General features: G+C 65.7%; 12 protein-coding genes. 9 read left to right on the top strand and 3 right to left on the bottom strand.

The window, feature by feature from the left end; translation table 11 throughout:
- The first annotated feature begins 9 nt into the window (after positions 1 to 9).
- Positions 10 to 1038, top strand: a complete 1029-nt coding sequence (locus ADIAG_RS08825; protein ID WP_007271000.1) for a 6-phosphofructokinase — start codon at positions 10 to 12, stop codon at positions 1036 to 1038.
- Positions 1039 to 1071: 33 nt separating this feature from the next.
- Positions 1072 to 1800, top strand: a complete 729-nt coding sequence (locus ADIAG_RS20150) for a GNAT family N-acetyltransferase (protein ID WP_007270999.1) — start codon at positions 1072 to 1074, stop codon at positions 1798 to 1800.
- Positions 1801 to 1960: 160 nt separating this feature from the next.
- On the opposite strand, the gene ygfZ is transcribed toward ADIAG_RS20150, so the two are convergent.
- The 3 genes from ygfZ to ADIAG_RS20145 form a co-directional block, all read right to left on the bottom strand.
- The gene (gene ygfZ / locus ADIAG_RS08810; protein ID WP_007270998.1) at positions 1961 to 3031 is read right to left on the bottom strand and encodes a CAF17-like 4Fe-4S cluster assembly/insertion protein YgfZ; all 1071 of its coding nucleotides are present in this window, start codon (positions 3029 to 3031) and stop codon (positions 1961 to 1963) included.
- Positions 3032 to 3033: 2 nt separating this feature from the next.
- Positions 3034 to 3633, bottom strand: coding sequence for an FABP family protein (locus ADIAG_RS08805; protein WP_007270997.1), 600 nt, complete (start codon positions 3631 to 3633; stop codon positions 3034 to 3036).
- A gap of 273 nt (positions 3634 to 3906) precedes the next feature.
- On the bottom strand, positions 3907 to 4644 hold the full coding sequence (locus ADIAG_RS20145; RefSeq protein ID WP_007270995.1) for a hypothetical protein: 738 nt from the start codon (positions 4642 to 4644) through the stop codon (positions 3907 to 3909).
- Between the two features lie 362 nt (positions 4645 to 5006).
- On the opposite strand from ADIAG_RS20145, the gene ADIAG_RS08795 reads away from it, so the two are divergent.
- The 7 genes from ADIAG_RS08795 to ADIAG_RS08765 all read left to right on the top strand — a co-directional run bounded on the left by ADIAG_RS08795 (position 5007) and on the right by ADIAG_RS08765 (position 12722).
- Positions 5007 to 5726, top strand: coding sequence for a winged helix-turn-helix transcriptional regulator (locus ADIAG_RS08795; RefSeq protein WP_007270994.1), 720 nt, complete (start codon positions 5007 to 5009; stop codon positions 5724 to 5726).
- A gap of 10 nt (positions 5727 to 5736) precedes the next feature.
- On the top strand, positions 5737 to 6726 hold the full coding sequence (mshD, locus tag ADIAG_RS08790; RefSeq protein WP_007270993.1) for a mycothiol synthase: 990 nt from the start codon (positions 5737 to 5739) through the stop codon (positions 6724 to 6726).
- An 87-nt stretch (positions 6727 to 6813) separates the two neighbouring features.
- Positions 6814 to 9027 carry an RNA degradosome polyphosphate kinase gene (locus ADIAG_RS08785; protein ID WP_007270992.1) on the top strand — a complete coding sequence of 738 codons (2214 nt, stop codon included), beginning with the start codon at positions 6814 to 6816 and terminating at the stop codon, positions 9025 to 9027.
- Positions 9028 to 9032: 5 nt separating this feature from the next.
- Positions 9033 to 9998: an NUDIX hydrolase gene (locus ADIAG_RS08780; protein ID WP_007270991.1), complete on the top strand. Its 966-nt coding sequence runs from the start codon at positions 9033 to 9035 to the stop codon at positions 9996 to 9998.
- Between the two features lie 84 nt (positions 9999 to 10082).
- Positions 10083 to 10415, top strand: a complete 333-nt coding sequence (locus ADIAG_RS08775) for a GNAT family N-acetyltransferase (protein ID WP_007270990.1) — start codon at positions 10083 to 10085, stop codon at positions 10413 to 10415.
- A gap of 112 nt (positions 10416 to 10527) precedes the next feature.
- Complete coding sequence (locus ADIAG_RS08770) at positions 10528 to 12345, top strand: hypothetical protein (protein WP_007270989.1); 1818 nt, start codon at positions 10528 to 10530, stop codon at positions 12343 to 12345.
- The gene (locus tag ADIAG_RS08765; RefSeq protein ID WP_007270988.1) at positions 12342 to 12722 is read left to right on the top strand and encodes a GntR family transcriptional regulator; all 381 of its coding nucleotides are present in this window, start codon (positions 12342 to 12344) and stop codon (positions 12720 to 12722) included. Before ADIAG_RS08770 ends, ADIAG_RS08765 begins: the two co-directional genes overlap by 4 nt.
- The last annotated feature ends 1 nt before the right edge of the window (position 12723 follow it).

Below are 12723 nucleotides of genomic sequence, written 5' to 3'. Positions count from 1 at the left end.
TGAGTTTGCATGCGCATCGGGATCATGACTAGCGGCGGAGACTGCCCCGGATTGAACGCTGTTATCCGTGGGGCGGTGCTCAACGGCATCAAAAGCTACGACCATGAATTCGTCGGCTTCCGCGATGGCTGGCGCGGGGTCAAGGACGGGGATGTCATCGACCTTCCCCGACACGCGGTCCGCGGCATCTCCAAGCAGGGCGGAACCATCCTGGGCACCTCACGCACCAACGCGTTCGAGGGTGAGAACGGTGGCCCGGACAATATTGCCGCGACGCTGCAGCGCCTGGGGATCGACGCTGTCATCGCCATCGGCGGAGAGGGCACCTTGGCAGGGGCCAAGCGGCTCTCCGACGCCGGGCTGAAAATCGTCGGGGTCCCCAAGACCATCGACAACGACCTGGACGCCACCGACTACACCTTCGGCTTCGACACAGCGAACCAGATCGCCGTGGAGGCCATCGACAGGCTGCGCACCACCGGAGAATCCCACCACCGCTGCATGATCGCCGAGGTCATGGGCCGGCACGTGGGTTGGCTGGCATTGCACGCAGGCATGGCCACCGGCGCCCACGCAATCCTGATCCCCGAGCAGTCCACCACCATGGAACAGATCTGCACCTGGGTCTCCGAGGCCCGAGACCGCGGGCGCGCCCCACTGGTGGTCGTGGCCGAGGGGTTTGTCCCCGAGGGCGCCGAGGAGGCGTTCTCCGACCGCGGCCTGGACAAATTTGGTCGGCCGCGCCTGGGCGGCATCGGCGAGCAGCTGGCCCCGTACATTGAGGACGCCACCGGCATCGAAACCCGTGCCACGGTGCTGGGCCACATCCAGCGCGGCGGGGTACCCAGCGCCTTCGACCGGGTGCTGGCCACCCGGTTGGGCATGGCGGCCGTCGATTCAGTGGCCGATGAGGCGTGGGGCACCATGGTCTCGCTGCGCGGCACCAAGATCAACCGGGTGCCGTTCCAGGCGGCACTGAACAACCTCAAGGCGGTCCCGCAGGAACGCTACGACGAAGCGCGGATCCTCTTCGGCTGAGCAATGGAGCATTTCCTGCACTAGGCTCGAAACGTGAATCTTGAATTCGGCACTCGTGCCATCATTGCTTTGTCCTGGGCCCGCGAATTTGCGGTGCCCGACTCCGGGCTGCAGCCGGACCGCGACCCGGTGAACCTCTTTGTGCCCTCCACCGGCACCGACACGGTCCAGGTACTGCATCTGGGTGATCACCAGGTGGTGCGTGCGCCAGAGGAGTTTCTCCCGCTGCTGCGCGGGGCCGCCGACCAACGCTTCGTCGATGACCGGGCGGTTCTGGGGCTGCTGCATTCCTCCGGACTGGCACCCTCGGTCCGTTCGCTGGGCGTGGACGCGCTAACCTACCTCGATGAGCCGTTCGAGATCGTGGATTCCGAGCACATCACCGTCTCCATTGACCCCGAGGACCTAGCCGAGTTGCGCCTGGGCTGCCCGAGCGACGATGCCTCATCTACCGCGCTCGGTGACTGGGACCAGTGCTTCACCTTGTTTTCCGACACTCGGGAGGACCCGGTGGCGGGCGCCGGTTATTGGGCACCGGGCGGACTGTTGGCTGACACCACGGTGCTTGCGCACCCGCAGCTGCGCGGTCATGGGCTGGGCAGGTATGCCGCGGCGCTGGCAGTGGACGATGCCCTATCCGAGGGATTGATCCCGCAGGCTCGCATCAAGGAAGGCCAAGACGCGGCCAATGCGTTGGCTACCTCGCTCGGGTTCGAGCTAGTCGGGTCGTTGATGACGCTGAAGTTGCACCCCGGGATGTAAAGACAGGTCAAGGCCGGGCCACGGGATATTCCCTGGGCCCGGCCTTTAATCGTGGTGAGGTATCGGCATCCGGCGACTCAGAGCTCGCCGCAGCACCATTCCCGAGGCGTCATTTCCCGGGCACCGGGTAGTGCTGCGCGGTGTTTTGCTGCGTAGTGTTTTAGCGCGGGGTGCGCAGGAACCCGGTGAAGCGTCCGGCGATCTGCCCGGCGTCGGGCGACACGATGGTCTCCTGCTTCGCGGCGTAGTGCTCCTGCTCGTCCACCACTTCGACGTCGGATTCCGGGTCGATGTTCCGTTTGACCAGTGCCAGCCCGATGGGTCCGGCCTCGAAATGCGATGCCACTGAGGTCAGGGTGCCCACGACCTTCTCCCCGATGCGTACCTCAGAGCCGAGAGCCGGCAGCGTGTGCATCGAACCGTCCAGCTGCAAGAACACCAGTCGGCGCGGGGGCCGGCCGATGTTGTGCACGCGGGCCACGGTTTCCTGGCCCTTGTAGCAGCCCTTGTCCAGGTGCACCGCGGTGCGGGTCAAATCCAGTTCGTGCGGAATGGTCTTCTCGTCGGTGTCCATGCCGAAGCGCGGGCGCCAGGCGGCGATGCGCAGGGCCTCAACCGCGAGCATTCCTGCCAGCGGCAGATCCCCTACGGCGGTCTGAAGCTCATCACGCGGCACCAGGTAGAGGAACCAGGGACGTTCGGCGCCCGGGTGCTCGGGTGCGGAGTAGGCGTAGCCGCCCTCGGTGACCCCTGGCCATGGATCGACCCATACCGGGTGCGTCGCCAGTGTCGGCTGTGGTGCGCAGGCACCCAGCAACGCGTAATCTTCGGAGACGTTGGTGATTTCCACGCGCATCATGAAGCGCATACGCGTCAGGAAGGCCACTAGCTCTTCGGCCTGACCGGGCTCGAGCAGCAGCCAGAGGGTGTCTTCGCCGGCCAGCACGCGGATGTCGAATTCGATGCGTCCCTGCACTGTGAGCAGCAAGGTCTGGGTGCTGGTGCCGGGGCGCAGCTTATCCACGGCCTGGCTGGAGAGCGTATTGAGCCAGGACAGGCGGTCTTCACCGCGCAGCGTCACCACCTCAAAGTGGGAGAGGTCGGCCACTGCGGTGCCGTCGTGCAGCTGGCGTTGTTCCTTGTTCAGTTCCCCGTAGTGGGCTGCGACGCCCGCATCGATCCCTGATCCGGCAACTGCGCCGGGTCGTGACAATAACGGCGAGTTCGCCATATCTAACCCTGTTTCTTGAGGGCGGCCGATGCGTGGGCCTTCAGCTCGTTGCCGCCGGTGGATACATCCCAGCGCCAGTACAAATCCCCGTTGACCAACCCGAAGATCCGGGTGGCGGAGGCATAGTCTTTGGCGTTGGTCCCGCGCATCACCAGGTCGGTGGCCAATTGGATCTTCGGCCCGTCGATGACGCCGTAGTAGAGTTCACAAATCGCTCCGGGGTGCACGATATTGGCCTGGATCTTGAATCCGCCCTCGGCAATGCGCAATTTTTCCACGTCATCGGCCGATCGAAGGGCGGGGACCATGTCCCCCGGAATCATCCCGGGTCCGGGATCCGCTTCGAGCATGGGGCGTTCCAGCGACCAAAAACCGGTTTCGACGGTCAGCGGGCGCAGGATGGCGCCCTTTTCGTCGGTGATCCAGGTTTCGGAGCGGTACTCCAGGAACGGCAAACCGTTCTGCGTGAAGCTCATCCGCTGCAGGAAATGCCCATCGTCGGCTTCGCCGTCGCCAAGGCGGCCGGTCCCTTCCCAGGTGCCGATCAGCCAGGACAGCGGAACCAGTTCGGGGGTCAGGTCTGTGGGAATCTCGATCGCCATCGTGCGTTACTTCTTTACTGCTAGTGGTTTTCTACTTCTGACCCTTGAAGAGGCGCGCGACGACAAGTCCGGCAAAGCCGGCCATGCCCAGGCCTGCGACGACCAGCAACGAGAGGAAGAAGATTTCGAGTCCAAGGTATTCGTTCATGCCACCATCCTAACCGCTTCTGGGCGCTGTACGCCTCTTTCATGACGTCAGCCACGCCATCAAACACGACCCTCCGGTGTCTTCTCGCGGCTTCCCCCAACTGCAGCAGGAGGGATCCGGCGGGATCAGACCAGGATCAGCAGCACGTACCAGGTGACGGATCCGCACACCAGCAGCGGGGCCAGGGCCGCACCCAGCGCCTGCACGGTGCTACGCGGCCCGCCCAGGGACACGAGCATGGCCCGGAAGCCGACGACAACAAGCCCGCAGGCGGCACCGAGGACCAGCGCCGGGACCAGCTCGATCCTCGGGTGCAATAGGCTTGCCGCGCCGCCGGCGAGCACCGCCAGCACAAAACCCAGCGGGAAGGCAATGCGGTCGGGCAGGCGCAGCACACCGGCCGCGGCGGCCGCCAGGATGCTGATCCCTGCCATCAGGGCACCGGCCCGCCAGGGCTCTTGGGCGCCCAACGCCGCCCAGCCGGAGCCAAAGCTCGCCACCAGCATGCCGGTGATGCCCACGGCCGCGGATTCCAGGCGTTTGCTGGCATCGGTGCCGCGCACCAATTGGGTCAGGAAGACCAGCACGACGCCCGCTGCAACGCTCGGTGCCACCCAGGCCAGGGTGGGCAGCGGATCGGCCATGACCCCGAGCAGGGTCGCCGCGGCGGAGATACCGAAGATCACCACCGAGAGCGGGTTGGGGCTCGAGGCCCGCATCAGCCGCGGCCAACCCAGGGCGAAGGCGGCAAGCAGCAGCAGCGTTACTGCCGTCACCGGCCAGTGGCTGTTGTTGGGCAGGTATCCGGCACCCACCAGCAGCGCCAACCCGATGGTTCCTGTGGCCAAAACTTTGAGTCTCACGGCATCTATCCTGCCTTATCCCGCGTCACGGGCCGCCATTTCCGTTCCCGCGCGCCAGCTGTGTCCGAGCCGATGGCCCCGGCACCATCTCGGTTCCCGGGGCCAAGTCCCTGTCCTGGCCCGGCGGGTGTCCTCGCTGGTGGATCAGCGCGGATCGGGCGACCAGTGAGGCCGGGGCGCGAAACATCGCCGAAACCCACAGCAATCTATACTTCAAAACCTAAGTACCGATCGGTCCCCACGCATCCACCGCGCGACCCGTCAGGCAGGGCCCGTGCTGCGGGCCCCGTCTTCCGGACCACCTCACGAGGGAGCGGAGGCCGATCGGTGATCCATCTTCATCAAGCCCGCCGGAGGACCCGATGGCAGTGATCGCACTGCTCACCAACAGCCCGGAGCTCTCCGCCGAGGTCATCCCGGCCCTGGGGCTGCTCTCGCACGAGGTCCGGGTGCTGCCTGCCGCTGGAAGCGCGCTATTGGCGGCCGAGGGCGTCGAGGTGTTGCTGGTCGATGGCCGCAAGGACCTGGCCGGTTCACGCACACTGTGCCAACTGCTGCGCACCACCGGGGTCAGCTCCCCCTTGCTGCTGGTGCTCACCGAGGGCGGCATGGCCGCGATCTCCGCCGCCTGGCAGATTGACGATGTGTTGCTTAACACCGCCGGGCCTGCCGAGGTTGAGGCCCGACTGCGGCTGGCCATCGCCAAGGCGGCCCCCACCGGGGCCGCCGCCGCGGCGGGAACACCGATCCGTGCCGCAGGGGTGATGATCGATGAGGCCAGCTACACCGCCAAGGTCCACGGCGCCCCGCTGAACCTCACCTACAAGGAATTCGAGCTGCTCAAATACCTGGCACAGCACCCGGGGAGGGTCTTCACCCGTGAGCAATTGCTGCACGAGGTCTGGGGCTATGACTACTACGGAGGCACCCGGACCGTGGATGTGCACGTGCGCCGGCTGCGCGCCAAGCTGGGCTCCGACCATGAGCAGCTCATCGGCACGGTGCGTAACGTAGGGTACCGATTCGCTCCGGCACGCCACGAAACCACCGAGAACATCGACGCCTCGGCGCCGCTGCGCTAGTTTGGGTTGTATGAGCGCCGCACCGAACCCCGAAGTCAGCATCGAGATCGTCACCGGAACCCCGGAATCCGAGGTGGCCCTGGCCCTGCAGTGTCTGGTGGCAGCGGCCGAGGAAGCCGACGGCAACCCGCCACTGAGTGAGCAGACCCTCGTGGAGCTGCGTAGCGCCTCGGCAGCGCCCCTGCTGGTGGGCGCCTACGCCTACCTGGGTCAGGATGATGAGACGGTGTCCACCGATTTGGTCGGCGCCGCCGTGGCGGTGCGCGGCACCGACGAGGCACCGGGCACCCTGGAAATGGTGGTGCACCCCTCTTGCCGCGATAACGGCATCGGCGCTGCCCTAGTCACAGCACTGGCCGGTGCCATCGGCAGCAACACGCTGCGGGCCTGGGCGCACGGCAACCACGAGGCAGCGGCAAAACTGGCCGAACGCTTCGGCTACGCCCCGGTGCGTGAACTCTGGCGCATGCGCATGGTGGCAGGAACCGCGGTGCCGGCCCCCGTGGTGCCCGAGGGCATCACCATCCGTGCTTTCGATCCGGCCACCGACGGACCGGGCTGGGTTGCTGCCAACGCCGCGGCCTTCGCCCATCACCCCGAACAGGGTGCGATGACCGATACGGACCTGGCCGCACGCATGGCCGAGGACTGGTTCGACCCGGCAGGCTTCCTGCTGGCCGTCGATACAGACGGCAAAATCCTGGGCTTCCACTGGACCAAGGTGCACCCCGCGCTTTCCTCCCCCACCACCGGGGAACACCAGGGCCTGGGCGAGATTTACGTGGTCGGGGTGATCCCCGAGGCGCAGGGCACCGGACTGGGCAAGGTGCTCACCCTCGCGGGCATCGACCACCTGAATTCGCTGGGCCTCGAGGCGCTGATGCTCTACGTGGATGCGGACAACACCGCGGCGCTCGCCCTCTACCGGAAGCTGGGCTTCACCAAATGGGACGTCGACGTCATGTACGCACCTCTGCGCCCATCCGATTCGGTAAGGTAATAACGACGCAATGCCGCGTGAGAAATTTCCGCGGCACGCCGTGGTCACACGCGGCAACATGAAAATTCCACGCTAGGGGCAACAGCCATGGACCCGCAGCCAGCCACCTCCTCACTGGGCATTACCGATGTTCCCGCCGCCCGGGCCACCCAGGACCGGATCGAGGTGCCCGATTTCGCGCCCTCACCGATCCCTGACGGCGACTTCGCCGACGACAGATTCCTGGATAGGGAACTGAGTTGGCTGCACTTCAACGCCCGGGTGTTGGAGCTGGCCGAGGATGAGGAACTGGCCCTGCTGGAGCGGGTGCATTTCCTCTCGATCTTCTCCTCGAACCTCGATGAGTTCTTCATGGTGCGCGTCGCCGGCCTCAAACGCCGCATCGCCACCGGACTGGCCGTGCCCTCCGCCGCGGGCATGAGCCCCATCGACCAGCTGGAAATGTTGCTGGCCGATGCCCACGCCCTGCAGCTGCGCCACGCGAAGGTCTTCTCCGAGAAGGTGCGCCCTCAGCTGCAAAAGGAACAGATCCTGTTGGTGGGCTGGGAGGACCTTGATGAGCGCGCCCGCGAGGAGCAGCGCCGCTGGTTCATTGACCAGGTCTTCCCGATCCTCACCCCGCTGGCCGTGGACCCGGCCCATCCCTTCCCCTACATTTCCGGGCTCTCGCTGAACCTCGCGGTGGTGGTGCGCAACCCGGTGTCCGGCAAGGAGCTCTTCGCCCGGCTCAAGGTCCCGGACATGATGCCGAGGCTAATCTCCGTGGACGGGCCGCGCGCCGGGAATTCCGCCGGCCGCGTCGCCCGCTTCATCACGCTGGAAAACGTCATCGCCGAGCACCTGGATTACCTGTTCCCGGGCATGGAGGTCGTCGAGCACCACTCCTTCCGCGTCACCCGCAACGAGGACCTCGAGGTCGAGGAGGACGACGCGGAGAACCTGCTCCAGGCCCTGGAGAAGGAACTGCTGCGCCGCCGCTTCGGTCCCCCGGTACGCCTCGAGGTGGTCGATGACATCTCGGCGAACATCCGGGCCCTGCTGGTGCGCGAGCTCGGTGTCGAGGAGGACGAGGTCTTTGCGCTGCCCGCCCCGCTGGATCTGCGCGGGCTGAGCGTGATCGCGAACATCGACCGCTCCGATTTGCACTACCCCAAGCACCTGGCCCACACCTCCCGGCATCTGAACGAATCGGAGACCTCCAAGGCAGCCAACATGTTTGCTGCGATGCGCCGGCGCGACATCCTGCTGCACCACCCCTATGACTCCTTCTCCACGAGTGTGCAGGCGTTCTTGGAGCAGGCCGCCGCCGACCCCAAGGTCATGGCCATCAAGCAGACGCTGTACCGCACCAGTGGCGATTCGCCGATCGTGGATGCGCTCATCGACGCCGCCGAGGCCGGCAAACAGGTGCTCGCGCTGGTGGAAATCAAGGCCAGGTTCGACGAGCAGGCCAACATCTCCTGGGCGCGGAAGCTCGAGCAGGCCGGGGTGCACGTGGTCTACGGGATCGTGGGCCTGAAAACCCACTCGAAACTTTCCCTGGTGATCCGCCGGGAGGGCGAGCGCTTGCGCCGCTACTGCCACATCGGCACCGGCAACTACCATCCGCGCACTGCCCGCTACTACGAGGATCTGGGGCTGCTGACCAGTGACGACGCGGTCGGCGAGGATCTCTCACGACTCTTCAACCAGCTCTCGGGCTACGCCCCGCGCTCCACGTTTAAACGCCTGTTGGTCGCCCCGCGTTCGTTGCGCTCGGGGCTGATCGACAAGATCGAAGCGGAGATCGCCAACCGCAAGGCCGGGCTCGAGGCCCGGGTGGTCATCAAGGTCAATTCGATGGTCGACGAAGCGATCATCGACGCGCTCTACCGTGCCTCGCAGGCCGGGGTAAGAGTCGATGTGATTGTGCGCGGGATCTGTGCGCTGCGCCCCGGAGTGCCGGGGCTCAGCGAGAACATTTCGGTCCGCTCGGTGCTGGGGCGGTTCTTGGAGCACTCCCGGGTGTTTATGTTCCACAACGCCGGATCCCCGGTGGTGTTCATCGGGTCCGCGGATATGATGCACCGAAACCTGGACCGCCGCGTCGAGGCGCTGGTGTCACTGAGCAGCAGGGAAGACACCGCGGAGCTGGTCGCACTGCTTGACCGCTACATGGATCCGGGCACCGCCAGCTGGCACCTGGATTCCGAAGGCGACTGGACCCGGCACCACAAGGACGCCGACGGGTTGCCGCTGATCGACATCCAATCCTGGCTGATCGAATCGCGCACCCGCCAGCGGACCGTGGTCAGGCGTTAGGGACAGTGCATTTCGTGCGTTCAAGTGATTCCGAGTCCATCCGCACCGGTATTTTTTCCGTCCTGGCGGCAGGCGCGCTGATCTGGAGGATCAACGGTCACGGGCTGGAAGTCCTGATGATCCACCGTGAGCGGTATGACGATTGGTCCTGGCCCAAGGGCAAAATCGACGCCGGGGAAACCCTGCCCGAGTGCGCCACCCGTGAGGTCTTCGAAGAGGTCGGGTTGGATATCCAGCTGGGCATCCCATTGCCGGCGATGGCCTATCCGGTGGGAGCCGGGCCCAAGGTCGTCTACTACTGGGCGGCCAAGGCCCCGGGGACCGCTCCGGTCCCCGATGGGAAAGAAGTCGACGCCGTACGTTGGGCGAGCCCCGAGGTGGCACGGAAGTGGCTGACCAACCCCGGAGATCTGGAACCGCTTGAGGGGCTGGTTGCCGCGCACCGGGCCGGAGAGCTGGACACTCACGCCTTTGTGGTGGTGCGCCACGCCAAGGCCAAGCCGCGCTCCAATTGGACCCGCGAAGAAGGCAAACGCCCGCTGGCCGCCACCGGGCAGCGCCAGGCGCTGTCCGTGGCCAAGCTGCTGGATTCCTGGCGCCCGGGCAAGATCGCTTCCAGCCCGTGGACCCGCTGCGTGCAGACCATCGCGCCCTACGTGAAACAGCAACACTCCACCGTGAAGATGCTGGCCTCCATCACCGAACACGGGGCCAAGCGGAACCCGGACAAGGCCCGACGGACCATCGCCAAATTGCTGGATCGGCGTCGCGCGCAGGCCGTGTGTACGCACCGGCCGGTGCTGCCGCTGGTGCTGGCCGAACTCCGTTTGCGGATGGATGCCGCACTGGCCACATTCCTGCCCCAGACCGACCCCTATTTGCGTCCCGGGGCGGTCATTGTGCTTCACCAAACGGCCTCCGGCAAGCGCAAAATCGTTTCGGTGGAAGTTTACGAAGCCTTTGATGACTAGTCACAGCATCAAGCGGTAGTCTGAAACCAGGCGACCGCTAGGCGCGGCGCCGCGGGTGTGTTTAAAAGGTTCAAGGAGTGCAGCATGTCCCACCACAATTCGCAGCAAGCCCAGGGTTCCGAAGCCAAGATCGCGCACCAGGGGTTGCGGCTGGACCACGACGAGGATCGCGGCCGCTATGGCCTGTGGCACGGGGCCACCTACGTCGGCTTCCTGGGCTATAGCGTCGAGGGTGAGGTTGCCACCCTGCAACACACCATCATCAACGAGGAATACGGTCGCCACGGCTACGCCCGGGCACTTGTCACCCTGGTCCTCGAGGACATGCGCGCACGAAACCTCAAGATCATCCCCGAGTGCTCCTACGTGCAGGACTACCTGCGTCGTTACCCGGAGTACAACGACCTGCTGGCCTGAGCCAGCTTTCGGTAACAATTTGGCCGCGTCGGCCGCGCAATCCCTCTGGTGAGCGGACATTGTCTCAATGAGTTGATACATTGATACAAAGTCCTACCAAAGGGGTCCCCTTATGATCGGCGCGTTCACCGCCATCGGTTCCGGCCTAGCCATCTCGGCGGCACTGATCTACCTGCTGCTGCGCTTCCTCGTCGCCGAGCCTAGAGCGTCCCATGCCACCGCCGCCATCTCCCGGCATGCCTTCTGGACCGCGCTGATCGCGTTTTTCGCGTCGGGCACCTCCGGGCTCGCCAACCTCTGGGTGAACCCCGGGGAAAATCTGCTTCTCGAGACCGGCAATGCCAGCGCCAGCGTCCCGACACTGATCATGCACGCCGCGGCCCCCGGACTCTGGCTGGGCATCGTCTACATCCTGGGGCAGTTCACCTGGCCACGACATCTGAAACCGGTCCGCTCGGCCTCGCTTCAGGTACGCAGCATCAAGACCGCCATCCCCAAATTCCTCGCCGGATTCCTGCTGCTGAGCACCATCCTCAGCACCGCGCTGGTCATCGTGGCGTGGACCGATGCCGGCGCCCCGGACCGAGCGGGCAACGACCCTTCCGCCTCCATGGGACTGCCGATTTACGACGGCGGCACCGACGGATACGGCAACCCCGTTGATGAGGACGGCTACGTCCTTGACCTGGACGACCCCGGGCAATACATCACCCGTGCCGAGGCCGACGCTGCCGAGAACGAGCCCCTGATCACGCCGATCTCCGGCACCCGGCCCGGCGAGGAAGTCGGCCCCTATCTGCTCGGCGGTCTGGGACTGGTACTGCTGGGTTCCCTGGCTGCGGCCACCACGGTCATTCGCCGCCCGCCGCTGGATTCCCTGGATGCCGCGGACAACGCGGTGCTGCGCGAGATCTGGATCAACCGGCTACTGCGCACCACGATCTGGGTGGTGACCGGCTTCGGTATGGCCTCCTTGAACTACATCAGCGAGGGCATCCGGGCCCGGGCCGACTGGGGCCTCCCCGTCGGCGATTCCGGCTCCGTCCCGTCTTCGATCGGCCTGGACTACGCCAATGCCTTCCAGGGCGGGGCCACGCTCTGGATGCTGCTGGTGCTGGTGCTCATCGTTGCTTTTGGACCTCCGAAGCTCGCCGCCTCGGCTTCGTTCACCGGGCTGCGACCCGGCGCGCCGTCCGCAGCATTTTCCAAGGCCCGGGACTTCCTGTTGCTGGCCCAAGGAGCTTCCATCATCGCCGTAATGATGCTGGCGATGGTCCCGGCCTGGACCTCGTACTCCTCCTCCGATGTTCAGCTGCACCGAGACGAGCTGGCCTCACACGCGCTCACCTTACTGCTGGTCATCGGTGGATACTTCCTACTCCAAGCACTGGCTGCCTGGATCGTTTCGCACCGGCTTGGCGGCAGCATCGCCCCCGGGCAGCCACGCACCGGTCTGCTGCCCACCTGGTTCGTGGTGGTGCTGTGCCTGGCGGCGGCCACCGGCGTGGCCAGCATCGCCACTGCCCTCATCAAGGGCCCACCGGCCCTAACCTCCGGCGCGTGGTGGTTGTTGGGAATCTTGTTGCTCACCGCGGCACTTGCCCGGGCCTTGTACCGGTTGGCCGCGCGCCGGCCAATGCTGCGCGGGGCCGACGCCAGAGAAGATCACGAGCTACGGGTGTTGGTGGCTCAGCGTGGGGCTCGCACCTTCGGCGGTGCTTCGTTGTTCACCGCCGGACTGCTGGCTAACCCCAGCTATTGGGCCCCGACCGACTTCGGCTATGTGTCGGACCCCTACCTCGGATTCGAATCCTCCGGCCTCCAGCTCATCTGCCTGGTGCTGGGTGTTGTGCTGTTCCTGCTTCCGGCGGCGACAGCCTACCGCACCCCGCGGCCCCAGTCCCCAGCGCGGACCCCGAGTAACCATTGAGCGTCCTAGTCACCGTCGATTTACGCGACGCCACTCCGCCGTTCGAACAGATCCGCACGCAGATCGCCTCACTGATCGCCGTGGGTCAGCTGGCCAACGGCTCCCGCCTACCCACGGTGCGGGCGCTGGCCACGGACCTGGGAGTGGCCACCGGGACCGTCGCCCGGGCCTACAAGGAACTCGAGGCCCTGGGGCTGATCGAATCCCGGCGCAGGCTCGGCACCGTGGTGACCCACACCCCCTCGGGCAGCAAGCTAGCAGCCGAGGAGGAAATCAAGTTGCGGATCAGTGAACTCATCACCGCTTCGCGCGCCGCAGGCATCGAGGATGCCACCTTGCTCTCGCTGCTCCAGGGCAGGCTTCGGGCCACCGGATAGG

Source organism: Paeniglutamicibacter gangotriensis Lz1y (assembly GCF_000348945.1).
GTDB lineage: Bacteria > Actinomycetota > Actinomycetes > Actinomycetales > Micrococcaceae > Paeniglutamicibacter > Paeniglutamicibacter gangotriensis.
This window is presented reverse-complemented; position numbering and strand designations above follow the sequence as displayed.